Source organism: Cognatishimia coralii (assembly GCF_037478305.1).
In the GTDB taxonomy this organism is placed as follows: Bacteria; Pseudomonadota; Alphaproteobacteria; order Rhodobacterales; family Rhodobacteraceae; genus Cognatishimia; species Cognatishimia coralii.
The window spans coordinates 131,906-153,636 of record NZ_JBBGAZ010000006.1 but is presented as its reverse complement, the minus strand read 5'-3'; the positions used below and the strand labels follow the sequence as shown (position 1 = coordinate 153,636).

Here is a 21,731-nt window from a genome sequence, read left to right as displayed (position 1 = left end):
TATCAGGCGCTCCCGAACGGGGGCGCCTTTTTTAATACCAACAGGACCTGCGGGTGTTGCGAAACACCGCGTCACACACGGATTTGTCACGAAATAATATTGCAAATCCTGAACCCAAATTGTAACAGCATTACCAAGTAAAGACTACTGGAGGACTATCATGGGAAGAGTTGCACTTGTCACCGGCGGCTCCCGCGGCATCGGCGAAGCGATCTCTAAAGCATTGCAAGCACAGGGCTGCACCGTCGCAGCAACCTACGCTGGCAACGACGAAAAAGCAGCGGCATTCACCGCTGAAACCGGCATCAAGACGTATAAATGGAACGTTGCTGACTACGAGGCCTCTGCAGCAGGCATCGCTCAGGTCGAAGCAGACCTCGGCCCGATCGACATCGTGGTCGCAAACGCTGGCATCACCCGCGACGCACCATTCCACAAGATGACACCAGACATGTGGAACGACGTGATCAACACCAACCTGACCGGCGTGTTCAACACGATCCACCCTGTCTGGCCAGGCATGCGCGAGCGCAAGTTCGGCCGCATCGTCGTGATCTCTTCGATCAACGGTCAGAAAGGTCAGTTCGCACAGGTCAACTATGCAGCGACTAAGGCGGGCGATCTGGGTATCGTGAAATCCTTGGCGCAAGAAGGCGCACGTGCGGGCATCACCGCCAACGCAGTCTGCCCGGGCTATATCGCGACCGAAATGGTTATGGCGGTCCCTGAGAAGGTGCGCGAATCCATCATCGCTCAGATCCCAGCGGGCCGTTTGGGCGAGCCAGAAGAGATCGCGCGCTGCGTGGCCTTCCTGGCGTCTGATGACGCGGGCTTTGTCAATGGCTCTACAATCTCTGCAAACGGCGCACAATTCTTCGTCTAAGCCGGTTTTCAGACCGAAAAACGAAAGGGCTGGTCCTGCGACCAGCCCTTTTTGCGTCTCGTAAGTCCCTTGGTGGAAAGGGTCAGCGGGACGGTGCCGTAAGTGTTCTGAACGCATCAAAACGCAGCGGCACATAGAGGTGAGAGAAAACCCAGCGCAACCCATCACGCAACACTGCGCCACGCGCTTCATGGGCTGCGTCAAAGGCCTGACGCTGGCGGGGAGTGGTTGCTGTCTCAATCATTTCGGCCTCCTTTGGGCTAAGCATTTCTGAACTGATGCCAATATGCGCCTTTCCAGATATGGTGACAAACGAGACTTCTCATAGCTTCAATTTAGTTTTATTTAACTGACATGAGTGATCGCCTACCCCCCTTAACTGCCCTACGTGCCTTTGAGGCCGCCGCCCGCCATATGTCTTTTGCCAAGGCCGCGGATGAATTGAATGTGACGCCAGCCGCGCTGTCGTTTCAGATCAAGTCACTGGAAGAGCATCTGGGTCAGCCCCTGTTCATCCGTCTAAACCGCGCCGTAGAGCTGACCCCCGCGGGCAAAACCCTCGCACCCGGGGCCACCGAAGGGTTTCAAGCCTTGATTGCAGCTTGGACTTCAACGCGCCGTCTGAGCGACGATACCACGCTTACGGTATCAGCAGGCCCTTCCCTTACCGCCAAATGGCTCGCACCCCGTTTGCTGGACTTTGCGCGCAGCCATCCGGACATCGATCTGCGCATTTCAGCAACCCTTAAGCGGATCGACCTCAGGCGTGATCAAGTCGATGTGGCCCTACGCTTTGGCTATGACAGTGGCGAAGATTTCTATTCCGTACCGGCCCGCAAGGAATGGATGTCCCCCGCCATGACGCCCGCCATGGCCGAAGATTACCCAACGCCCGAAAGCCTGAAAGACGCGCCTCTGATTGTGGACAGCTCGATTGAATTCCTGTCACCGCCTTGCGATTGGAACAATTGGTTTAAATCGATCGGTATCGACTACACACCCAGCCGCACCATCACGTTTTCCAATGCAGATCACGCCATCGAAGCCGCCTGCACTGGCGTTGGAGTGGTTTTGGGCCGCCGCCCATTGATGATCAAAGATGTGCTCGACGGCCGACTCGTTGTCCCTTTCAAACAAGCTATCGAGACCGACGCCCGCTTTCACTTTGTCTGTCTGAAAGGGGCAGAAAAACGACCTCATATTCGCGATTTCAGGGATTGGTACCTCGCCGAAATCGAAAAGACCGCGCATATTTGGGGCGACATGCAAATCACCCCCGTGACGGAGCTTTGAATGACCCGCCAACGCGCCACCGCAATTGGATTTATCGCCGTGCTGCTCTGGAGTTTTCTGGCGCTCTTCACGGTTGGCTCAGCGCCTGTCCCGCCCTTGCAACTGAACGCAATCTGCTTTGGCATTGGCGGCGGCCTCGGCCTCATCTGGACCCATTTTAACGGAGGCCTTGGCCAGCTGCGAAAAATTCGCTGGACCGTTTACGCCTTTGGCACGCTGGGCATCTTTGGCTATCACGCCCTCTATTTTTCGGCACTCCGCCTCGCCCCCGCTGCCGAAGCAGGCCTCATTGCCTATCTCTGGCCGCTCTTGATTGTGCTCTTCTCTGGCCTCTTGCCCGGAGAGCACCTGCGCCGCGGCCATATGCTCGGAGGTGTGCTGGGGTTTGCCGGAGCTGCTCTGATCATTCTCGGAGGCGGCGCAAATTTCTCACCAGAGAACCTGCCCGGCTTTGCTCTCGCCATCGCCTGTGCTTTGACTTGGTCCAGCTATTCGGTGTTGTCACGACGCCTGGGATCAGTGCCAACGGCCTCCGTCGCCGTCTTTTGCCTCGCCAGCGCAGTGCTATCGTTCGGCTTGCATCTGAGCCTAGAGACGACGCAATGGCCGACAACGCAAATTGGATGGGTTTCGGTGCTCGCCCTTGGCTTCGGCCCCGTGGGCGCGGCCTTTTATGTTTGGGACATTGGGGTCAAACAGGGGGATATACAGCTTTTGGGCACCAGCTCTTATGCCGCACCGCTGCTGTCGACCGTCGTGCTGATTCTCGCAGGGGTTGCAGAACCTAGCTGGTCACTTGGTGCCGCAGCACTTTTGATCACAGGAGGCGCCATTATCGCCGCCCGCGCGAACACTTAGGCGTCCGGGCCCAGAGGGCCCGTCGCCCTATGGGAAATCGGCTTACGCCTGAAGCCGTGTAATTTCTTCTTTTAGCTTAAGTTTTTGTTTCTTCATTTCCGCGATGGAAAAATCGCTGGAGCCGGGGGAGCGTTGCTCTTGTTCGACCTGTTGGGAGAGGGTTTCGTGTTTCCGTTTCAGTTCTTCCAAATGCGAGCTCACACTCATGGCAGCCCTCCTCTCTTGATGTATATGTAGGCCTCAGAGTGCAGCACAGATACGGTCACCTGTCACGCTGCAGGTGCGAAAAACTCACAAGAAAGTCAGTTTCCGCCGATCCGGCACGCGGCCCCCATTCATCTTGCCTAAAATACTCTCGCCGAAGGCAAGCCCGCAGAGCGGGGTTAGTCCGGCATTCCTAGCGATGCGCCATCCCGTAGAACCGCTTTGATTTCAGCGGTGTAACTCTCGGCATCGCTTGTATGCGCGTGCCCTTCATGCATCAGAATCGGCGCATGCATCCTTAAAGGCGCCTTGCCAGAGTGGCGCGCGCGCAAAATAACCAGATGTGCATCGCGCCCTACGCGCGGCTGAAGCGGTTGAACCTGAACAGAACCTAGTGTTCTGGGCAAATACCTTAGCAGATCCTGTATGCGCTCCGCCCGATGGATGAAGCTGACATAGCCTTTTGGCGCAACCCGCCGAGCGGCGACTTCGAGCCATGTTTTCAAAGGGGTGGCTTCGCCCATGGCCGTTTCGCGCCCTAAGTCGGTTGCTGCATGGCCTGCGGCGCGGTCAAAATAGGGCGGATTGGCGATAACGTGGTCAAATCGTGTTGATTTCACCTGATCCGGCAGCGCCTCAAGATCCGCCTCGATCACTTTAAGATCCGCTTCATTGAGCGCGCCGTTCTCGCGCGCCAAATCCGCATAATCCGGCTGGATTTCCACCCCCGTGAGACTCAGATCCGGCACACGAGCATTGAGACAAAGTGCCGCCGTCCCCACGCCGATCCCAAGCTCCAAAACTGTCTGCCCGGATCGCGCAGGCACCGAGGCCGCCAAGAGCACAGGATCAACGCCAGCGCGATACCCTTTCACCGGCTGGCAGATCCGCACACGGCCGCCAAGGTATTCATTCTCCGAGATTTTTGCAGTCACGGGCGCCCCAAAGGGATCTCATTGTCGCGCATCACCCGTTCGGCGCGCTCGATCATGTCGTCGCGCACCATCAAACGGCGCGGGAAAATACCAATACCGCCCTCAAGAACGCTCATATTTACGTCCATTTCAAAGCAGTCTATACCCTCCCCCTGAAGAAGGGCCGAGGCGAAAGCGATGATCGTTGGATCCGTGGTCCGTAAAAGCTCTTTCATACGAGCGATGTAAGGCCAAGGGCCGGGGTTTGTCGACCCTAGTGACGGGAACGTTATGAGTCTGGATCAGGCAGCACATAAACCACATGAAGCGCTGGCGGCGCTCTTGGCGGACGACATGGGTCGTGTGAACGACCTGATTGCGGCGCGCATGGCAAGCGAGCATGCGCCTCGCATTCCTGAAGTCACAGCGCATCTGGTTGGTGCGGGCGGCAAGCGGTTGCGACCGTTGCTGACTTTGGCGACAGCACAGCTTTGCGGCTACGAGGGTCCCTATCACGTCCATCTGGCCGCGACGGTCGAGTTCATTCACACGGCGACCTTGCTGCATGATGATGTGGTCGACGAGAGCGCGCAGCGACGTGGACGTCCGACGGCCAATCTTTTGTGGGACAACAAAAGCTCGGTTTTGGTGGGCGACTATCTGTTTTCCCGCGCTTTCCAGTTGATGGTCGAAACTGGATCGCTGCGGGTCTTGGACATTCTGGCCAACGCCTCGGCGACGATTGCCGAGGGCGAAGTCCTGCAGCTGACGGCGGCGCAGGATCTGGCGACGGATGAGAGTATTTATCTGCAGGTTGTGCGTGGCAAGACAGCAGCTTTGTTTTCAGCGGCCACCGAAGTTGGTGGCGTGATCGCGAGGGCGGATGAAGCCCACGTCAAAGCCCTGTTTGATTATGGGGATGCGCTGGGGATTGCTTTCCAGATCGTTGATGACCTGCTGGATTATCAAGGCGATACCGCTGCGACTGGCAAGAACGTCGGCGATGATTTTCGTGAACGCAAGCTGACTCTTCCGCTGATCAAAGCCGTGGCCAAAGCGGACACCGAAGAGCGGGCCTTTTGGGTGCGCACGATTGAAAAGGGCAAGCAAGAGGACGGAGACCTCGAGACCGCGCTTGAGCTGCTCAATCGGCATGGCGCGCTAGAGGACACCCGTCAGGACGCTTTGAAATGGGCTCAAGACGCGAAGGATGCTTTGGCCGATTTGCCAGACCACGAGATCAAAACGCTGTTGATTGATCTGGCCGATTACGTCGTTGCACGGATTAGCTAAGGCGTAGGGGCGCTGCCCTTCTGTGCGGGATTGCGCGCAATCCCTCCCATTCACCCCGGGATATTTTCGACAAGAGAAAAGAACGCGCCTGATTTTACCCACCAATTGGGGTGGGCTTGTTGGATGGCATCAAGAGCGGTGTCTGTTTTGGCGCTGTTTGCGGGAAAGAGCGCGAAACAGGTCGCGCCGGATCCTGACATGCGCGCGATCAGTGGGTTGGTTGCCTCAAGGGCGGTCAGGACTTCGGATATCTCGGGGGCGAGACCGCAGGCCGGTGGTTCTAGGTCATTGCGTTGTGTGTGAAGCCAATTGGCAAGATCCTTGGCAGAGTGCCAATTGGGCAAGACGTCCGGCATTGGCGCATTGTCGCGAGATGTCAGAGCCTTGAAAATGCTAGAGGTTGCCACCTCGATACCCGGATTGACCAGCAAAATATCGCAAGGTGGGAGCGCAGGGAGGCGTTCCAGCTTTTCGCCGATGCCGGACATGCGCTGCGGTGCTGGGTAGAGACAGACCGGAAGATCTGCGCCCAAAGGGAGAACGTCTTCGGTTTGCGACAGCGGCAGGTCCCAGAGTTCAGCCAAGGCACGTAGGGTGGCGGCTGCATCTGACGATCCCCCTCCGATCCCGGAGGCGGCTGGCAGGTGTTTTGTCAAAGACAGAGCTGCCGTTCCCGAGGGGTCAAAAAGCTTTGCGGCCTTGAGCATGAGGTTGCGACTGTCTGAAGGGACGCCCTCGGACATCGGGCCTGAAACAGTCAGCGATAACTGGGGTGCAGCACGCGCTTCGATCTCGTCGCCAATATCCGCAAAAGCAACCAGAGAATCGAGCAGGTGATAGCAGTCGGTGCGTTGTCCGGTCACATGCAATGTCAGATTGATTTTCGCCGGGGCGAAGGCCGTGACCTTAGCCGTCATTGGCCACCTGAACCGGGTCGTTGCCTTCGGCTTCCAGAACAGCGTCCAATCCGACATCCAGCTTCTGGCGAATGCGGTCAGGATCGGCTTCGGGTGCGCTGTCTTCGTCGATAAAGGACAAGGCGCGGTGCCATTGGAAACGGGCTTCGGTTTTGCGGCCCACCTTCCAATAGACGTCCCCAAGGTGATCGTTCACAATCGGATCGACTGGCATCAGGGCGGCGGCGCGTTCCATTGGATCTACGGCCTCGTCAAAACGGCCAAGGCGATAGAGCACCCAGCCAAGGCTGTCGACGATATAGCCTGAGTCAGGGCGCGCTTCGACGGCGCGTTCGATCATGCCAAGCGCTTCATCCAGCTTGATGCGTTTTTCGACCAAGGAATAGCCAAGGTAGTTCAGCACCTGCGGTTGGTCCGGATTGAGCTCCAACGCCGCACGGAAATCCGCTTCGGCAGCAGGCCAATCGCCCAGGCGTTCATTGGTGATCCCGCGCGCATAGAGTGTGAACCATTTGCCGTCGCTTGGATCCGTCATCATCGACAGCGCCTTGTCATAGGCCTCAGCCGCCCGTGCGTAGTCCTGTTGCTGGCGGAAGACATCGCCCAATGTGTTGTGAACGATTGGCAGGTCTCCGTGGGTGCGGGCGAGTTGTTCCAGAACTTCGATGGCGGCGTCGATGCGGCCGCTGTGACGCAGCGCCTCTGCGCGGCCAAGTTCTGCGGCATGGAAAGAGATATGATCGGCCGGGACAGACCGATAAGCCTGCGTCGCGAGTTCATATTGCTCCAGGTCTTCCAAGAGTTCCGCAGACAGCAAAAGCGCGTCTACGTGATCGGGGCGCAGGAACTCTGCAGTGCGGGTGTACAGCAATGCATAATCGGGATCCGCTTCGCCTCGCAACGCGTCGGCGAGGGAATAGAAGACTTCGGCAATACCTTCACTCGCGCTGCGCACATGGGTGAAAGGCAGGCGTTTTCCATCGGCCAGATCCGCGCGCACTTGGCGCAGCTGGGGATCCAGATCTTTACCAAAAAGCGCGTCCAGAATTTCGAGGCCGTCGTCATTGCGATCAAGCTGGCTGAGGATCTCGATCTGCGCCATGGCCCCGCGCCGGGTCAGTTGCATGCCCAGCGCGCCTTCGGAGGAATAGATATCCTCGGCCCCAGCGAAATCTCCCACAGAGGCCATCGCCAGCGCTTTGTGATAGAGAGCAAACCCCGCGAGGCCCGGTTCCTGAGCCACAGCATCAAAGCCCGCCACGGTGGCGTTCATATCGCCATCCCCCAATGCGGCCCAAGCCAGGATCAGCCCGTCGACTAAGGGGCCAATACCCTCTTCGGCCTGAATACGTGTCATGACCTCATCAAAACGGCCACGCGCACTGAGATCCGCAATCAACGCCATATTGGCCAGTTGGCTGGACACATCATCGATCGCATCTAAACGACGCGCGATCGGAATGGCTTTGTCCATATTGCCCAAAGACAGATTGGCCAGAACCAGACTTTCCAGCAGAAACGGATCGCTAGGATTGGCAACCAAGAGCCGCGTGTAATAGATCGATGCGGCCTCATAATCATAGCTACTGGCCGCTGCGCGCCCTGCAAGATAGCTGCCTGCAAGCCCTTGGGCTGAGGCCGGAACCGAAGTGACCAGTAGGCTGGTCGCGATGACAAATGACTTTAGCAGGGTGAAACGCACGAGATGTCCTTGATCCATTCAGCAGAGGTAGCCTATCGGGCAGAACGCAAGGGGGCAATGGGCGGCGGCTCGCATTCGCGTGAGCCGTGGCTTTGTCGCTGCGATCTTGCTAGAGGTGGCGCATATTTGCTCATTCTCTGCGATATGGAGCCCCCTTATGCAGGCTATTTCCTCGATTTCCGATCTCGAAGCCCTTTATGACGTGGTGAACCCGCTTTCCATCGAGAAAGTCGCACGACAGTTGACGCCCTTGTACCAGCAATGGATCAATGCCTCGCGTTTCGTGGTGCTGTCCACGGTCGGACCAGAAGGCACGGATGCCAGCCCACGCGGGGACGTGGATCCCGTGGTGCATATCGCAGACCCCGGCACGATCATGATGCCGGATTGGCGCGGGAACAACCGGCTGGATTCGCTGAAGAACATTGTACGGGACGAGCGCGTCAGCCTCATGTTCATGGTACCTGGCTGCACCAATGTTGTACGCGTCAATGGCACAGCCATCGTGACAGCCGATGAAACGCTTTGCGCGCGGTTTGAAAAGAAGAACATCCTGCCCCGCTCGGTCATCGTGATGAAGGTCGGCGAGGCCTATTTCCAATGCGCCAAAGCGTTGATGCGGTCCCGGCTTTGGGCAGGTGAAGACGAGAGCGACAAGACCCCGAGCGCCGGAGATTTCCTGCGCGAAGTCAAAGAGGACTTTGACGCCGAAGGCTACGACAAAAGCTACCCTGAGTACGCGCAAACGCGGCTTTGGTAGTGTTTCGTCGCGTTTCCAAACTTTGAACGTCCGGTTTCAAGTTGACTTTCGGTTAACTTGACGAGAGGACGTGGACGTTAAAAGGCTATGACACCGTCTGGCGTAGCCCGTGTGCTGTTAGAAGGGAAAACTGGATGTCTATTACTGAAGCAGACCTTTTGCAGGCGCGCACCGCTTGGGGTGACGCGCTTATTTCGATCTCTAAAACCTATGAAGATGACGGTATCGACGCAGCGCGCGCACTTGCCAGTGATATTCTGGATGCGGCCTATGGATATAACCTTGGCCCAGTGTTGTTCAAACCCACTTTGGCAAGCGGCGAAAAGACGTTCCGCCCGACAAAAGACGGCGCTTTGGCCTATTTTGTTGGCCATGACGAGAACTACCCGCTGGATGGCGGTTTTGGCATCAAGGGTTGGCGTTCGGTCGACTACGACAGCTCTGCCTTTTTCATCGATGGCGATGTCGGCATGTGGATGGGCTGGGCGAAATTCACGGACAAAGACGGCAACGTCGTTACCGTGAACAAAACCTTTGGCTATAAGAAAGACGAAGAGGGTTCTGTGCGCATTGTCCTGCACCACTCTTCGCTGCCTTTCGAGCCATAAAACCTTACAGAGGCACCCACCGTAGTTTGTATGAAATGGCGGTGGGTACATCTTTTAGCACAACAGGCGTCAAAAAAGACCGCAAGTTCCCCAAAGCGTTTCAGACGTAGCCGCCGCTGAAACCAGCAGGCAGGAAAGCCCCACGAGAAAACCGACTGGAAGTATTTTCTGAACCATCGACACGTCCCACATATCTTGTTTGTGGTACTACGAGTGGCTCAGAAGTTTCCGTCGCTGACTGTCCAAAAAAAAAGCCCGCCAGATCGGCGGGCTTTTTTGATTTACATATTCGGGTAATTCGGCCCGTCTCCGCCTTGCGGCGTGACCCAGGTGATGTTCTGGCTTGGGTCTTTGATATCGCAGGTTTTGCAGTGCACGCAGTTCTGGAAGTTGACCACGAACTCTGGCTTGCCGTCTTTTTCCACGACCTCATAAACGCCGGCCGGGCAATAGCGCTGCGCAGGTTCGTCAAACTTCGGCAGGTTGGTCGCAATCGGCAGGTTTGGATCGGCCAGACGCAGGTGACACGGCTGGCTTTCTTCGTGGTTGGTCGCTGCAAAGCTGACGTTGGTCAGACGGTCAAAAGACAGGGTGCCGTCGGGCTTTGGATAGTCAATCGGCTTGTGCTTATCCGCAGACTCGGTTGCGTCCGCATCGTTTTTGCCATGCTTGAGCGTCCCAAACAGCGAGAACCCAGTGAGCGTCTGGCACCACATATCGAAGCCGCCCAGCGCCAGCGAGGCGGTGAGACCCCATTTGGACCACATTGGCTTGACGTTGCGGACCTTCTTGAGGTCTTTGCCAATCGCGCCATTGCGAACTTCGGTTTCGTAATCGTTCAGCTCATCAGAGGCGCGGCCATCCTGAATCGCCGCATAAGCAGCCTCAGCCGCCGCCATGCCAGAGAGCATCGCATTGTGGTTACCCTTGATGCGCGGCACGTTGACCATGCCAACAGAACAGCCCAACAGGGCCACACCTGGTGCGACCATCTTGGGCATAGACTGATAGCCACCCTCGGAAATCGCCCGCGCACCATAGGCCACGCGTTTGCCGCCCTTTAGCAGTTCGGCGATCTTTGGATGATGCTTAAAGCGCTGGAATTCCATGTAGGGGAAAAGATGCGGGTTCTTGTAGTTCAAGTGAACCACGAAACCGACGTACACTTGATTGTTGTCCAGGTGATAGACGAACGATCCGCCGCCCGCGTTGCTGCCCAGAGGCCAGCCCATGGTGTGGGTCACTTCGCCTTCGTTGTGCTTGGCTGGGTCGATCTCCCAGATCTCTTTCATGCCGACGCCGAACTTTTGCGGCTCTTTGCCCTGCTGCAGGTCGTATTTCGCGATCACTTCTTTCGCGAGCGAGCCGCGCACACCTTCGGACAGGAAGACATATTTGCCGTGCAGCTCCATGCCAGGCTCGGTGTTCTCGCCATAGGATCCGTCCGCCTCTAGGCCAAAGACACCAGCCACAACGCCTTTGACTTCGCCGTTATCGCCGTAAACCAGCTCGGAACATGCCATGCCGGGGAAGATCTCGACGCCCAGCTCTTCGGCTTGCTCGGCCATCCAGCGGCAGACGTTGCCCATCGAGACGATGTAGTTGCCGTGGTTGTTCATCAAAGGCGGCATCGGCGCGTTCGGGATACGGATCTCGCCCGCTTCGCCCAGCATATAGAAGTTGTCTTCTTTGACCGGCACGTTCAGCGGCGCGCCTTTTTCTTTCCAATCCGGGATCAGTTTGTTCAGACCAACAGGGTCCAGAACAGCCCCTGACAGAATATGCGCGCCGACCTCTGAGCCTTTTTCCAGCACGACCACGTCAAGGTCTGCATTCAGCTGCTTCAGACGGATCGCTGCAGACAGACCCGCTGGGCCTGCGCCGACGATGACAACGTCATATTCCATTGCTTCGCGTTCGATTTCCGCCATCTGGCTCACTCCTTGCGTGGCTAGAGTAATAATGTTTCGCCGTTGCTAGCCCGAGTTTACAGAAAACGTCAATCAGAACCCGACGGGAATTAGCTCAGAAACGTAGTGTTACGAATGGATTTTCTGATTTTTAGGCCTTGGCCGAAACGGATTGCCCTAAACTTCAGGAAAACATGCCCTGTTGCTCGGTTTGGCTTGCATTCCCTTACCCATTTGGGTCACTTATTTTAACCCCAAATCACTGGGCACGCCGCTGGCCTGCCCCCTGAGACTTTCTGAGGACGACCGATGGACAAGATCCCCACCACGCGCAAGGGATTTAACGCGCTGGAAACAGAGCTGAAGCAGCTGAAATCCGTGGAACGCCCCGCGATTATCGAAGCCATCGCCGAGGCCCGCGAATTGGGCGACCTCAAAGAAAACGCGGAATATCACTCTGCGCGCGAAAAGCAGGGCTTTATCGAAGGTCGCATCAAAGAGCTTGAGGGCATCATTTCGCTGGCCGAGGTCATCGACCCTGCGTCCCTTTCTGGCTCTGTCAAATTCGGCGCGACTGTCACCGTCGCCGATGAAGACACCGACGAAGAAAAAACCTGGCAGATCGTTGGCGAGTATGAGGCCAATGTGGAACAGGGTCTTTTGAATATCAAATCCCCCATCGCCCGTGCCTTGATCGGCAAGGAAGAAGGCGACAGTGTAGAAGTGCGCACGCCGGGTGGTGTGAAAAGTTACGAGATCGTCGAGATTGCCTACGTGTAAGCTCGGCACAGGGTGAACCGGGGGCCTCATGGCCGATGATCAAGACAGCCAGCCAACACCGATTGGCCTGTATAGCCGTCCAAACGCACCGAGCGTGACGGGGGTGGAACTTGTCGCCGTTGCTTTGACGGTGGTTTGGATCGCCGCCTGCGTGGTGTTCTTTGTGGTTCTCGACCCCGACGCCTCCGGATTGGATTCGCTGCGTTTCGTGATGACGATGCTCGCGGTTTTCATGCCGGTTGCGATGATCTGGGTTGCGGCCTTTGTTGCGCGCTCTAGCCGCGTGATGCGCGAAGAGGGACGTCGTTTGCAGGTGTCGATTGACGCGCTTCGGCAGAATTACACGGGGCAGGTTCAGGCGTCTGGACGCGGGTTAGAGCCTTCGATCGCCAAGAAGCTCGATGAAATCGCCGCGGCGCAACGCAAGACGGAATCGGCCATTGCGATGTTCTCGACGTCGCGGGATGCAGTTCAGGCGGCGCGTCCGATTGCAGAGACTGCGCCTGAAGTGGATCTAGAAGATCAGGGGTTTCTGGCTTTGGGGACGACCGCGGAAGATATCACGCCGCCGCTTGAGAAAGACGACTTTATCCGCGCTTTGCATTTCCCTGAGAATGCGGAGGACCAGTCGGGCTTCAATGCTCTGCGGCGTGCTCTGAAAGATCGTCAGGTCTCGCAGCTTGTGCAAGCGGCGCAGGATGTGCTGACGCTGCTTAGTCAGGACGGCATCTATATGGATGACCTGCGCCCTGATCTGGCGCGCCCCGAGATTTGGCGCATGTTTGCGGAAGGTAAACGCGGGCGCGAGATCGCTTCGCTTGGCGGCGTGCGGGATCGTTCCTCGCTGGCGCTTGCAGCTGGACGGATGAAACAGGATCCGATTTTCCGCGACGCGGTACATCATTTCCTGCGCCGGTTTGATCAGTCTTTCGTGGATTTTGAGAAAACCGCTAGTGACGCGGATATTGCCGCTTTGGGCGACACACGGACAGCTCGGGCCTTTATGCTGTTAGGCCGTGTGGCGGGCATCTTTGATTGATTGGGGCTGCGCCCGAAGATTGAGTATTTCTGGCAAGATGAATTGGGCGTCAGAGCCCGAAATCCGCGTAGGAGATATAGCGCACTGGGGTTCCAGGCGTGATGTCCTGCGCTTCGTCGGACAGCTCAACAAGCCCTTCCGCCCAACTTAGACCCGAGATGCGGCCGGATCCTTCAGAGGGGAAGACTTCGACCTGTCCTTGCCTCACGCGCGCGCGCAGGTATTCGCGACGCCCTGCCTTTTTGGATTTGGAGAAAGCAGCCGGCAGCATAAGGCCCTGGGGAATGTCCCAGCTTTGCCCGGCCATCAAGCGCATCACAGGGCGCGCAAGGATCAAAGTACAAACCATCGCAGCGACCGGATTGCCCGGAAGACCAAATACAGGAGTTCCTTCCCACACACCCAGCGCCAAAGGCCGGCCCGGTTTGATCGCGATCCGCCAAAGCGCCATGGTGCCGGTTTCATTCAGAAGCGCGGACATGTGGTCCTCGTCTCCGGCAGAGGCCCCGCCTGAGGTGAGGATAACATCCGCCTCTTGGGCCGCACGGGTGAGGCCATCCTTCAGAACGTCGCGCTGGTCAGGCATGCGTCCCATGTCGATGGGTTCGTGGCCAAGCTTCTTGATTGCCGCCAAAAGCATGGGGCGATTGGCGTCGTAGATCTGATCATCGCTGGCGGCAGCCCCCGCCTCGGTCAACTCATCCCCGGTTGAGATCACGGCCACACGCAGAGGCTTGTGAAACGTCACGCGCCCAACGCCCGTGGCTGACAGAAGCCCGAGGTCGGCGGGGGTTAAGCGATGACCGGCCGGGAAGAGCGTCTCGCCCGCTTGCACATCTTCGCCCGCTTTGCGCGCATTGGCCCCAATTTTGAGGGGGCCGTGAAAAGCGATATGGCCGTCTTCGAGTTGGACGTCTTCTTGCAGGATGACCGTATCCGTACCCGCAGGCAAATTTGCACCGGTTAAAACGCGCAAAGCGTGGCTGTCTGGCACTCTGCCGTCAAAAGGCTGCCCTGCCGCAGAACGGCCTTCGCATAATGGCACGCGATGCACGCCCTCTTTGTACTGCGCGCCGGTCAGCGCATAGCCATCTACTGCGCAATTCGCATGAGGTGGATGGGACCGCTCGGCCACCGCAGGCTCTGCCAAGATCCGATCAAGCGCGTCCGCAACTGGCAAAACCTCTGTTTCGGTGACGCCTGACATACGAGACTGCAAAAGCGCCAAGGCCTCATCCACCGGTGTCCAATGCACCCCGGGTGGCAAGGCAAAACAGTCGTTCTTTAAGGGCGGCGGCCTGGTCATTTTTCAAGATCCAAATGGCGCGTGATGAATTTCGCAATCGCTGCGATATCATCGAGGTCAAACTGCGGAATGAAGCGATCCAGTGAGACGGGTGCGTCAGTTGCCAAAGCCACAACGGAGGGCGTGTTGGCTGCGATAAGCCCTTGGCTGGTTTCGGCCCGATGCGCCTCGATTTTCGGATGGTCTTCGGCCTTGAAGCCCTCGATCAGAACCAGATCCACCGGCGCGAGACGGGCGATCAGATCGTCCAGTGTCGGCGGCGCGCCACGGTGCTCTTTCAGGATCGCATAGCGCGCATCTGAGGCAAGCATGACCTGTGAGGCTCCGGCCATGCGATGTTTATGGGTGTCGGTGCCTTTGGGGTCCAGATCCACCGAATGATGGGTGCGTTTGACGGTAGAGACCGTGATCCCTTTGGCAGTGAGCTCTGCGACAAGACGTTGTGTCAGCGTGGTTTTGCCCGCGTTCTTCCAGCCGGTGATCCCAAAGCGTTTCATGCCATCGCCTCATAGATCGCACGAGCGGCTTCAAGGTCCTCGGGAGTATTCACGTTGAAGAACGGATTGAAATCGGTGTTCGGGAATTCGGCCGTGGCCGCATCATGCGTGTCGGTCCACATAACCACTTTGCGCAGCCCGTCGGTCAAAGCTTGGCGTAGCTCTTCGCGCAAGGCAACTGGCCAAAGTCCGAATGTTGGCTGGCGCCAGAGCTTGCCGTCATCGTCGCGGCTTGCGGCCAGTGCGAGCGGCATGCTCCCTGAAGCGGCCTGAAGTTTGCCAACCAAATTCTCTGGGAAAAACGGCGTGTCGGCGGCCACGCTGACGATGCTGTCGGCACCCTGCTCTGCGGCCCAGTCGAGACCCGCCAGCACACCCGCCAAGGGGCCCGGATGGCCTGCGAGGCTATCGGGAAGCACGGACAACCCTGTATCTGCGAAACGGGCGGCATCGCCATTCGCGTTCAGAGCAATACCCCTGACTTGCGGTGTGAGCCGCGCGATGACCAGATCCAGAAGGCTTTGATCGCCGAGCATCAGCCGCCCCTTGTCGCCGCCGCCCATGCGCGTGGCACGTCCGCCGGCGAGGATCACTCCGAGCGGGGCACTCATGTGATTGCCCCTTTGCGGCGGCTTTTCTTGGGGTCGTCGGCGACCGAGGAAGGGTCCGCGTCATAGGTCAGACGTTCTTGCCCCGACAGGCAGATAAACCGCGCGCCGCGCAGGCGGCCAATCAGCGTCAAACCAACCTGCTGAGCGATTTCCACGCCCCATGCCGTAAACCCAGAACGACTAGCCAGCGCAGGGATGCCCATGAGGGCGCATTTGATCACCATTTCCGAGGTCAGACGACCGGTTGTATAAAGCAGCTTATTGTCCGGAGATGTGCGCGTCTCGAGCATCCATCCAGCGATTTTGTCGACGGCGTTGTGGCGGCCCACGTCCTCCATATAGACCAACGGGCGGTTGCCTTCGCAGAGCACGGTGCCGTGAATCGCGCCCGCCTCAAGGTAGAGCGACGGCGTTCGGTTGATGATGGAGGACAGTTGATAAAGGTCGCTTGTACGGATGGACAGCAACGGCAGCTCAAGATCCTCAAGCCCTTCCATCATGTCGCCAAAAACCGTGCCCACGGCGCAGCCGCTGGTGCGGGTCTTTTTCTTGAGCTTATCTTCGTGGTTGGTTTCCTGCGCGGTGCGCACGACGACGGTTTCGAGTTCCTCGTCAAATTGCACGGCTGTGACCTGGTCCGTGTCAGACAACATCCGTTGATTGCGCAGAAAACCAAGCGCCAGATACTCGGGGTAATCCCCGATGGTCATCGCGGTCACGATCTCTTGGCTGTTGAGGTAGATCGTCAGAGGGCGTTCTTCGACCACCGACGTGTCCACCGGCTGACCGTTGTGATCCACACCGGCGACAGACCGCGACAAGCCAGCCCCCGAGGGGTTCGGCGCGATTAGATACGTGTGGTCATTTAACTTTGCCAATTGCAAGACTCACTGAGCGGGATTAGGCGTTATGCGTTGGTAAAACTAGGCATTTTGGATGAGTACGACCACCACGAAATCGTCATTTTGGCAAGGATTGCGCGACGGGCTGCCGTTTATTCTGGTGATCGTCCCGTTTTCGGCGCTCTTCGGAGTGGTCGCGACCGAGGCTGGATTGAACGTTTATGAAACGCTGGCCTTCTCAGTTGTCGTGATCGCAGGCGCTGCGCAGTTCACCGCGGTGCAACTGATGATGGACAATACGCCGACCATCATTGTGATCCTCTCGGCCTTGGCTGTGAACCTCAGGATGGCGATCTATTCCGCCTCGCTTGCGCCCTATCTACGTGATGCCAAGATCTGGCAACGCGCGCTGGTGGCCTATGGTACGGTCGATCAAAGCTATGCGTTGTCAGCCGCGAAATACGAGAACGAACCTGACATGACCACGGCCCAACGTCTGGCCTATTTTTCGGGCTGTTTGGTACCAGTGCTACCGCTTTGGTATGGGTTCACTGTCGTCGGTGCTTTGGGTGGCAAGGCCGTACCTGACTCATGGGCACTCGATTTCGCGGTGCCACTGTGTTTCCTAGCCATGATCGGGCCGATGTTGCGCACCCTGCCCCATTTGACGGCAGCGCTGGTGTCCATTGCAGCGGCACTCGGCTTTGCCTGGGTTCCGTTCAACCTTGGCCTCTTGATCGCCGCATTCCTCGCTATGGTCGCGGCTGTGCAATGCGAATCCTTTCTTGAGCGGAGATCTAAAACATGAGCGAACATCCGGATCTCTGGCTGATCATAGTGGCCCTTGGGCTAGGCAGCTTTGGCCTGCGCTTCATGTTCACGGGGCTTTTGGGATCCTGGTCGATGCCCGCAATCATCCTGCGGCATCTGCGCTATGCGGCGGTGGCTGTCTTGCCGGGACTGGTCGCGCCGCTGGTTCTGTGGCCCAGTGCAACGGACGGGCAGATCGATCCGGCCCGCCTGACGGCTGCAGTGGTCACTTTGGGCGTCGCGATGATCTTTAAACGCGTGCTCTTGGCCATCGTGACCGGAGCTGGCACGTTGTTTTTGATGCTGTATCTGATCGCTTAAATCAGCGTTCGTATTCAGGGACGAATTCTGCGAGCACTTTTGATTTGTCGTCGCCGTCGTATTCGTAGAGACGCTCAAAGGTGGCGCCTTTCTCGGCGAAATAATCCATAAGCTTGCGCGGATAGAACGACTGTGGTGCATCCTCAAATCCGGGCAGTTGACCGACCAGAGCCGAGGTGGATTTTGCACAATAGGATTGCTGCACAGCAGGATGATTGACCGCCAATTGCAATGCCATTTCAGCCACTTCAGGCGAGACGACCAGTTCCTGAATCACGACGTGATAAGTCTCGCGTGCGTGGAAACGGGTGTATTGATCAACGAGATAAGGGGTCATTCCATAGACCGTATCATTACGCGACACGATCTGAGGGTGGCGGAAAGAGCCCGCCGGATCAAAGGCAACCCGTTGGCTGCCGTTGATCAAAATAGAGGTATGTGCCCCAGAACCGCTGCGGTTTGACAACATTGTAAACAGCGTCAGCTTGGGTGGCCCATTATGGGTATAGGCAGCACGCTGGACCTCTTCGAGCGTTGCTCCGCCTTGATTGGGCACCGTACAGGCGCTTAGCAAAAGCGGGAACACAAGAAGAATTACGGCCTTAAAAAAACGCGCCATACCACTTACTCCTGAAACGGGTTTAGCCGTTTACAATCGCGATAAAGATCAGAAGCGCGACGGAAACAGCTGCGACCCAGGTCGAGCCTTTGATAAAGCCCGCGAAAGCTTTTTCCTGTACTTCAATGTTCATCGAACCGTGTTCATGTTCAGCCATGAGAGATGTCCTTGTATCTGGTGTTAGGGGCTGGATACTGGATTCCCGAGATACTGTCACCACACCTTCGTGTCAGCGCGGCGAAGAATCGCGCTTTAGGTGTTTTTCTGCAAGTCTTGGGCCAGCCGAAACCCTATGCGGTTGGGCTCTGGCAGCTCTTTGGGCTTGGGTAACGCACGCAGCATCACGTTGAGCTGGCTGACGTGTTGCACCAATTGGGTTTTCGCGCCGATGTCGTCTGTGCCGTAAAAGGTCACGATGTCCGGATCGAAATAGCCCATGCCTTCGATGCGCAGAACACCGACATCGCCGCCGGCAAAGCCCATGGCGACTTCGTGTTCATTGTCGAGCTGCTTCTCGAAATTCTGGATATAGAGGATCAGACGCTCATAGGCCCATTCGGCCGCGCTTTTCTGTTCGAGCGGTTTCTCGGCGACGGTGGTTGGCAGATCCGTCTCGGCCTCACCGTTGGCATGCGCCTCATAGCGCTTGGGCAGGGCCGCGGCTTCCAAAGCCTCTGCAGAGGTTTTGATATCGTTGTTCATGTCGCGTCACCCTTTTCACTAAGCCTTGGCTTGCCAGACCCAAGCGCCGTCCTCGCGCATGGTGCGGCTGGCTTTGCCAGTTTGATACAGGTGATTGAGATGGGCAAATGCTTCCACCAAAGCAAGCCCATATTCGCCGGCACCGATTTTTCGCTTGAACAGCGGCGGGAAGCAGTCGCCTGCGACCCGGGGTTCTGCAATGAAATCCTCAAGGCGTTTGAGCGCACCGTGATGGTTGTCGATCAACTGGCGCATGCGCAGCGGCAGACCTGTGAATGGTGTTTTATGTCCGCCCAAGACCAGATGATCTTCGCGCGCATATTGGCTGAGCCGTTCACAGGCCTCCATCCAATCGCCCACCGGATCAGCTTCGGGTTCGGTGGCATAAACACCAATGTTTGAGCTGATCGAAGGCAGGATCTGATCGCCTGACAGCACCAGATTGTCATCGCGGCTCCAGAAGGTCGCGTGTTCGGGCGCGTGGCCGTTGCCGATGTGGACGTCCCAGTCGCGACCACCAATGCGGATCACATCGCCTTCTTTGATGCGTTTGAACCCAAGCGGCATGGGGTGGACGACATCAGCAAAGTTGAAGGGCCGCTCGTTGCGGCGGGCTTCAAGGATCTGGGGATCCATGCCAGCGGATTGATAAAAGGCCACGGTTTCCTGCGCGGGCACCGCCTGTTCGTCCAACTGCAACATACGTGAAAACAGCCAAGCGGTGCGGGTGGCCCAAAGCGTCGCGCCATGCTCGGACTGAAACCAACCCGCCAAGCCTACGTGATCTGGATGGTGGTGGGTGACAATCACGCGCCCAACAGGTTTTCCAGCCAATGGGCCAGCCAAAACCTTATCCCAGATCGCGCGGGATCGTTTGGAGGCGAACCCGGTATCGACAATGGTCCAGCTGTCACCATCATCCAGCGCATAGACATTCACATGATCCAGCGCCATCGGCAAAGGCAACCGGATCCAAAGCACCCCTTCTGCGACTTCGATGGCCTCTCCTTCGGCAGGAGGCTCGGGCCAGGGGTACCTTAGTCCGGTTGGTGCATTCATGACGCTAAGTCTTCCTCACTCAGCGCGTAGAGATCCGCTGCGCCCGCCATAGCGTGGGCGAAGAGCCCCACATGTTCCGGCAGCAAGCGTTTGATATAAAACCGCGCCATTTTCGTACGAGGACCATCGGTAGCTTCGGCCACCGCAGCCTTCAAGTGGTAATGCGCGCCAAGAACGCGGGCAAAGCCGCGCAGGAACGGAACCGCGCCTGCGAAACGTTCATTCAGCTCACCTTGACCCACCATCCATTCGGTCGCCTCGCGCAGTGTCTCGGACGCCTGCCACACAGGTTCCGCCAGCTCTGGGTGAGAGCTTTTGATGCTTTCAGCAAAGCTTTCGATATCATCGACCAACCGATAGGCCGCTTCGCCGCCATCCATCAGCTTGCGCGCCACGAGGTCCATAGACTGAATGCCATTGGTACCTTCGTAAATCGCGGTCACGCGCACATCACGGGAATATTGGGCTGCGCCGGTTTCTTCGATAAAGCCCATGCCGCCATGGATCTGCACTCCAGAATTGGCAACATCGATACCAACATCCGTCCCGAACGCTTTGGCAATCGGCGTCAGGAAGGCCGCGCGGGCTTTCCATTCTGCTTCGCCGGTTGCGTGGCCCATGTCGATGGACAGCGCGCAATCTGCCGCGATGGAACGCGCTGCAAAGATGTCTGCCTTCATAGAGGTCAGCATGCGGCGCACGTCCGCATGATCCAGAATAGTGCCAGTGCCGCCCTCAATCGGGCTGCGACCCTGCTTGCGGTCAAGCGCATAGGCCAAAGCGTGCTGATAGGCCCCTTCGGCGGCCCCGATCCCTTGGGCTCCGACACCCAAACGCGCGTTGTTCATCATGGTGAACATGCATTTCATACCGTCATGTTCTTGGCCAACGAGCCAGCCCTTCGCGCCGTCAAACTGCATTACAGCGGTCGGAGAGCCATGCAGGCCCATTTTGTGCTCAAGACTCACGACCTTAAGGCTGTTGGCGATGCCGGGGTCGCCGTTTTCATCAGGGATGTTGCGCGGCACGACAAAGAGGCTGATGCCTTTTGTGCCAGGCCCTCCATCGGGCAATCGCGCCAAAACAAGGTGAACCACGTTTTCGGTGAAATCATTGTCCGCCCAGCTGATATAGATCTTTTGACCTGTGACAGAGTAAGTTCCGTCGCCATTTGGTTCCGCTTTAGAGGACAAAGCACCCACGTCCGATCCCGCATGCGGCTCTGTCAAGTTCATGGTGCCGCACCATTCGCCAGACACTAATTTCGGCAGGTATGTCGCCTTCAGTTCATCGCTTGCGTGCGCCTCAAGAGCTTCGACCTGGCCTTGGGTCATCAGAGGGTTCAACTGCAAGGACAAACATGCGCCCGCCATCATCTCGTTCACGGCGTGGGTGACCGACAGAGGCAAGCCCATACCGCCGAACTCTGGGCTGGCGGAACTGGACACCCAGCCGCCTTCCGCAATTGCCTTATACGCGTCGCCAAAGCCCGGCGAGGTGCGCACCTTGCCGTTTTCCAGATAGGCTGGCGTCAGATCCCCATTGCGTTGGACCGGCGCCATGATCTCATCACACATGCGCCCCGCCTCGGTGAGAACAGCAGAAACGGTATCAGCATCCGCTTCGGAGAACTTCTCAGTGCTCGTGACCTGAGTCAAAGGCACGACGTTCTCAAAGATGTATTCATAGTCGGAAACAGGGGAGCGATACGGCATTTCGGTCTCTATTCGGTTGGCTTTAGCTAGCGGGGCTTGTATTGGGCTTTGATCCCAAAGGTAAATCGGCAACGGGAAACCAGCCATT

26 protein-coding genes are annotated in these 21,731 nt (G+C 57.5%); 10 read left to right on the top strand and 16 right to left on the bottom strand.

Annotated features, from left to right (window positions below; all coding sequences use genetic code 11):
• The first annotated feature begins 160 nt into the window (after positions 1-160).
• Positions 161-883, top strand: coding sequence for an acetoacetyl-CoA reductase (gene phbB, locus WG622_RS12355; RefSeq protein ID WP_339403867.1), 723 nt, complete (start codon positions 161-163; stop codon positions 881-883).
• Between the two features lie 82 nt (positions 884-965).
• Here phbB and WG622_RS12350 read toward each other — a convergent pair whose 3' ends face one another.
• Positions 966-1,127, bottom strand: coding sequence for a hypothetical protein (locus WG622_RS12350; RefSeq protein WP_339403866.1), 162 nt, complete (start codon positions 1,125-1,127; stop codon positions 966-968).
• Between the two features lie 110 nt (positions 1,128-1,237).
• Between WG622_RS12350 and WG622_RS12345 the strand changes: the two genes are divergently transcribed.
• Together WG622_RS12345 and yddG are read left to right on the top strand one after the other, a co-directional pair.
• The gene (locus WG622_RS12345) at positions 1,238-2,176 is read left to right on the top strand and encodes a transcriptional regulator GcvA (RefSeq protein WP_339403865.1); all 939 of its coding nucleotides are present in this window, start codon (positions 1,238-1,240) and stop codon (positions 2,174-2,176) included.
• Positions 2,177-3,034 (top strand): aromatic amino acid exporter YddG, encoded by an 858-nt coding sequence (gene yddG / locus WG622_RS12340; RefSeq protein WP_339403864.1) that lies wholly within the window; start codon positions 2,177-2,179, stop codon positions 3,032-3,034.
• Positions 3,035-3,076: 42 nt separating this feature from the next.
• Here the strand turns inward: yddG and WG622_RS12335 are convergent, their stop codons facing one another.
• The 3 genes from WG622_RS12335 to WG622_RS12325 all read right to left on the bottom strand — a co-directional run bounded on the left by WG622_RS12335 (position 3,077) and on the right by WG622_RS12325 (position 4,388).
• The gene (locus WG622_RS12335; RefSeq protein WP_209357352.1) at positions 3,077-3,241 is read right to left on the bottom strand and encodes a YdcH family protein; all 165 of its coding nucleotides are present in this window, start codon (positions 3,239-3,241) and stop codon (positions 3,077-3,079) included.
• Between the two features lie 176 nt (positions 3,242-3,417).
• Complete coding sequence (locus tag WG622_RS12330) at positions 3,418-4,173, bottom strand: tRNA1(Val) (adenine(37)-N6)-methyltransferase (protein WP_339403863.1); 756 nt, start codon at positions 4,171-4,173, stop codon at positions 3,418-3,420.
• Positions 4,170-4,388 carry a putative signal transducing protein gene (locus WG622_RS12325; RefSeq protein ID WP_339403862.1) on the bottom strand — a complete coding sequence of 73 codons (219 nt, stop codon included), beginning with the start codon at positions 4,386-4,388 and terminating at the stop codon, positions 4,170-4,172. Before WG622_RS12325 ends, WG622_RS12330 begins: the two co-directional genes overlap by 4 nt.
• A gap of 55 nt (positions 4,389-4,443) precedes the next feature.
• Here WG622_RS12325 and WG622_RS12320 point away from each other — a divergent pair, with 55 nt between their 5' ends.
• Complete coding sequence (locus WG622_RS12320) at positions 4,444-5,445, top strand: polyprenyl synthetase family protein (protein ID WP_339403861.1); 1,002 nt, start codon at positions 4,444-4,446, stop codon at positions 5,443-5,445.
• A 50-nt stretch (positions 5,446-5,495) separates the two neighbouring features.
• Here WG622_RS12320 and WG622_RS12315 read toward each other — a convergent pair whose 3' ends face one another.
• Together WG622_RS12315 and WG622_RS12310 are read right to left on the bottom strand one after the other, a co-directional pair.
• Complete coding sequence (locus WG622_RS12315; protein ID WP_339403860.1) at positions 5,496-6,362, bottom strand: 4-(cytidine 5'-diphospho)-2-C-methyl-D-erythritol kinase; 867 nt, start codon at positions 6,360-6,362, stop codon at positions 5,496-5,498.
• Complete coding sequence (locus WG622_RS12310; RefSeq protein ID WP_339403859.1) at positions 6,352-8,064, bottom strand: tetratricopeptide repeat protein; 1,713 nt, start codon at positions 8,062-8,064, stop codon at positions 6,352-6,354. Before WG622_RS12310 ends, WG622_RS12315 begins: the two co-directional genes overlap by 11 nt.
• A 157-nt stretch (positions 8,065-8,221) precedes the next feature.
• On the opposite strand from WG622_RS12310, the gene WG622_RS12305 reads away from it, so the two are divergent.
• Together WG622_RS12305 and WG622_RS12300 are read left to right on the top strand one after the other, a co-directional pair.
• Positions 8,222-8,824 (top strand): pyridoxamine 5'-phosphate oxidase family protein, encoded by a 603-nt coding sequence (locus tag WG622_RS12305; protein WP_339403858.1) that lies wholly within the window; start codon positions 8,222-8,224, stop codon positions 8,822-8,824.
• 134 nt (positions 8,825-8,958) lie between these two features.
• On the top strand, positions 8,959-9,432 hold the full coding sequence (locus WG622_RS12300; RefSeq protein ID WP_339403857.1) for a metal-independent carbonic anhydrase family protein: 474 nt from the start codon (positions 8,959-8,961) through the stop codon (positions 9,430-9,432).
• Between the two features lie 281 nt (positions 9,433-9,713).
• Here the strand turns inward: WG622_RS12300 and WG622_RS12295 are convergent, their stop codons facing one another.
• A complete protein-coding gene (locus WG622_RS12295; protein WP_339403856.1) occupies positions 9,714-11,363 on the bottom strand; it encodes an electron transfer flavoprotein-ubiquinone oxidoreductase in 1,650 nt (549 codons plus the stop codon).
• Positions 11,364-11,651: 288 nt separating this feature from the next.
• On the opposite strand from WG622_RS12295, the gene greA reads away from it, so the two are divergent.
• Together greA and WG622_RS12285 are read left to right on the top strand one after the other, a co-directional pair.
• Positions 11,652-12,122 (top strand): transcription elongation factor GreA, encoded by a 471-nt coding sequence (gene greA / locus WG622_RS12290; RefSeq protein WP_209357361.1) that lies wholly within the window; start codon positions 11,652-11,654, stop codon positions 12,120-12,122.
• A gap of 28 nt (positions 12,123-12,150) precedes the next feature.
• The gene (locus tag WG622_RS12285) at positions 12,151-13,161 is read left to right on the top strand and encodes a hypothetical protein (RefSeq protein ID WP_339403855.1); all 1,011 of its coding nucleotides are present in this window, start codon (positions 12,151-12,153) and stop codon (positions 13,159-13,161) included.
• Between the two features lie 49 nt (positions 13,162-13,210).
• Here WG622_RS12285 and WG622_RS12280 read toward each other — a convergent pair whose 3' ends face one another.
• From WG622_RS12280 to WG622_RS12265, 4 genes are read right to left on the bottom strand one after another with little or no spacing between them, the layout of a single operon-like run.
• Positions 13,211-14,467 (bottom strand): molybdopterin-binding protein, encoded by a 1,257-nt coding sequence (locus WG622_RS12280; protein WP_339403854.1) that lies wholly within the window; start codon positions 14,465-14,467, stop codon positions 13,211-13,213.
• Positions 14,464-14,964, bottom strand: a complete 501-nt coding sequence (mobB, locus tag WG622_RS12275; RefSeq protein WP_339403853.1) for a molybdopterin-guanine dinucleotide biosynthesis protein B — start codon at positions 14,962-14,964, stop codon at positions 14,464-14,466. Before mobB ends, WG622_RS12280 begins: the two co-directional genes overlap by 4 nt.
• Positions 14,961-15,575, bottom strand: coding sequence for a molybdenum cofactor guanylyltransferase MobA (gene mobA, locus WG622_RS12270; RefSeq protein ID WP_339403852.1), 615 nt, complete (start codon positions 15,573-15,575; stop codon positions 14,961-14,963). Before mobA ends, mobB begins: the two co-directional genes overlap by 4 nt.
• The gene (locus WG622_RS12265) at positions 15,572-16,459 is read right to left on the bottom strand and encodes a formate dehydrogenase accessory sulfurtransferase FdhD (protein WP_339403851.1); all 888 of its coding nucleotides are present in this window, start codon (positions 16,457-16,459) and stop codon (positions 15,572-15,574) included. Before WG622_RS12265 ends, mobA begins: the two co-directional genes overlap by 4 nt.
• 52 nt (positions 16,460-16,511) lie before the next feature.
• Between WG622_RS12265 and WG622_RS12260 the strand changes: the two genes are divergently transcribed.
• Both WG622_RS12260 and WG622_RS12255 read left to right on the top strand, forming a co-directional pair.
• The gene (locus WG622_RS12260) at positions 16,512-17,225 is read left to right on the top strand and encodes an AzlC family ABC transporter permease (RefSeq protein WP_339403850.1); all 714 of its coding nucleotides are present in this window, start codon (positions 16,512-16,514) and stop codon (positions 17,223-17,225) included.
• A complete protein-coding gene (locus WG622_RS12255) occupies positions 17,222-17,548 on the top strand; it encodes an AzlD domain-containing protein (protein WP_339403849.1) in 327 nt (108 codons plus the stop codon). The genes WG622_RS12260 and WG622_RS12255 overlap by 4 nt, the downstream gene beginning before the upstream one ends.
• A gap of 1 nt (position 17,549) precedes the next feature.
• On the opposite strand, the gene WG622_RS12250 is transcribed toward WG622_RS12255, so the two are convergent.
• The 5 genes from WG622_RS12250 to WG622_RS12230 all read right to left on the bottom strand — a co-directional run bounded on the left by WG622_RS12250 (position 17,550) and on the right by WG622_RS12230 (position 21,643).
• Positions 17,550-18,167 (bottom strand): hypothetical protein, encoded by a 618-nt coding sequence (locus tag WG622_RS12250; RefSeq protein ID WP_339403848.1) that lies wholly within the window; start codon positions 18,165-18,167, stop codon positions 17,550-17,552.
• A gap of 22 nt (positions 18,168-18,189) precedes the next feature.
• On the bottom strand, positions 18,190-18,324 hold the full coding sequence (locus WG622_RS12245) for an aa3-type cytochrome c oxidase subunit IV (RefSeq protein WP_209357369.1): 135 nt from the start codon (positions 18,322-18,324) through the stop codon (positions 18,190-18,192).
• Between the two features lie 95 nt (positions 18,325-18,419).
• Complete coding sequence (locus WG622_RS12240) at positions 18,420-18,869, bottom strand: DUF6173 family protein (RefSeq protein ID WP_339403847.1); 450 nt, start codon at positions 18,867-18,869, stop codon at positions 18,420-18,422.
• A gap of 18 nt (positions 18,870-18,887) precedes the next feature.
• Positions 18,888-19,928: an MBL fold metallo-hydrolase gene (locus WG622_RS12235; protein ID WP_339403846.1), complete on the bottom strand. Its 1,041-nt coding sequence runs from the start codon at positions 19,926-19,928 to the stop codon at positions 18,888-18,890.
• Entirely contained in the window at positions 19,925-21,643 is a 1,719-nt protein-coding gene (locus tag WG622_RS12230) for an acyl-CoA dehydrogenase family protein (protein WP_339403845.1), read from the bottom strand. Before WG622_RS12230 ends, WG622_RS12235 begins: the two co-directional genes overlap by 4 nt.
• Between the last annotated feature and the right edge of the window lie 88 nt (positions 21,644-21,731).

Excerpts from the sequence above, each read along its gene's own strand:
- WG622_RS12315 (WP_339403860.1), bottom strand. The coding sequence starts at position 6,362 with ATGACGGCTAAGGTCACGGCCTTCGCCCCGGCGAAAATCAATCTGACA.
- WG622_RS12280 (WP_339403854.1), bottom strand. The coding sequence starts at position 14,467 with ATGACCAGGCCGCCGCCCTTAAAGAACGACTGTTTTGCCTTGCCACCC.
- WG622_RS12320 (WP_339403861.1), top strand. The coding sequence starts at position 4,444 with ATGAGTCTGGATCAGGCAGCACATAAACCACATGAAGCGCTGGCGGCG.
- WG622_RS12250 (WP_339403848.1), bottom strand. The coding sequence starts at position 18,167 with ATGGCGCGTTTTTTTAAGGCCGTAATTCTTCTTGTGTTCCCGCTTTTG.
- WG622_RS12350 (WP_339403866.1), bottom strand. The coding sequence starts at position 1,127 with ATGATTGAGACAGCAACCACTCCCCGCCAGCGTCAGGCCTTTGACGCA.
- WG622_RS12305 (WP_339403858.1), top strand. The coding sequence starts at position 8,222 with ATGCAGGCTATTTCCTCGATTTCCGATCTCGAAGCCCTTTATGACGTG.
- WG622_RS12285 (WP_339403855.1), top strand. The coding sequence starts at position 12,151 with ATGGCCGATGATCAAGACAGCCAGCCAACACCGATTGGCCTGTATAGC.
- WG622_RS12245 (WP_209357369.1), bottom strand. The coding sequence starts at position 18,324 with ATGGCTGAACATGAACACGGTTCGATGAACATTGAAGTACAGGAAAAA.
- WG622_RS12300 (WP_339403857.1), top strand. The coding sequence starts at position 8,959 with ATGTCTATTACTGAAGCAGACCTTTTGCAGGCGCGCACCGCTTGGGGT.
- phbB (WP_339403867.1), top strand. The coding sequence starts at position 161 with ATGGGAAGAGTTGCACTTGTCACCGGCGGCTCCCGCGGCATCGGCGAA.
- WG622_RS12345 (WP_339403865.1), top strand. The coding sequence starts at position 1,238 with ATGAGTGATCGCCTACCCCCCTTAACTGCCCTACGTGCCTTTGAGGCC.
- yddG (WP_339403864.1), top strand. The coding sequence starts at position 2,177 with ATGACCCGCCAACGCGCCACCGCAATTGGATTTATCGCCGTGCTGCTC.
- greA (WP_209357361.1), top strand. The coding sequence starts at position 11,652 with ATGGACAAGATCCCCACCACGCGCAAGGGATTTAACGCGCTGGAAACA.
- WG622_RS12240 (WP_339403847.1), bottom strand. The coding sequence starts at position 18,869 with ATGAACAACGATATCAAAACCTCTGCAGAGGCTTTGGAAGCCGCGGCC.
- WG622_RS12255 (WP_339403849.1), top strand. The coding sequence starts at position 17,222 with ATGAGCGAACATCCGGATCTCTGGCTGATCATAGTGGCCCTTGGGCTA.
- WG622_RS12295 (WP_339403856.1), bottom strand. The coding sequence starts at position 11,363 with ATGGCGGAAATCGAACGCGAAGCAATGGAATATGACGTTGTCATCGTC.
- mobB (WP_339403853.1), bottom strand. The coding sequence starts at position 14,964 with ATGAAACGCTTTGGGATCACCGGCTGGAAGAACGCGGGCAAAACCACG.
- WG622_RS12230 (WP_339403845.1), bottom strand. The coding sequence starts at position 21,643 with ATGCCGTATCGCTCCCCTGTTTCCGACTATGAATACATCTTTGAGAAC.
- WG622_RS12235 (WP_339403846.1), bottom strand. The coding sequence starts at position 19,928 with ATGAATGCACCAACCGGACTAAGGTACCCCTGGCCCGAGCCTCCTGCC.
- WG622_RS12335 (WP_209357352.1), bottom strand. The coding sequence starts at position 3,241 with ATGAGTGTGAGCTCGCATTTGGAAGAACTGAAACGGAAACACGAAACC.
- mobA (WP_339403852.1), bottom strand. The coding sequence starts at position 15,575 with ATGAGTGCCCCGCTCGGAGTGATCCTCGCCGGCGGACGTGCCACGCGC.
- WG622_RS12260 (WP_339403850.1), top strand. The coding sequence starts at position 16,512 with ATGAGTACGACCACCACGAAATCGTCATTTTGGCAAGGATTGCGCGAC.
- WG622_RS12325 (WP_339403862.1), bottom strand. The coding sequence starts at position 4,388 with ATGAAAGAGCTTTTACGGACCACGGATCCAACGATCATCGCTTTCGCC.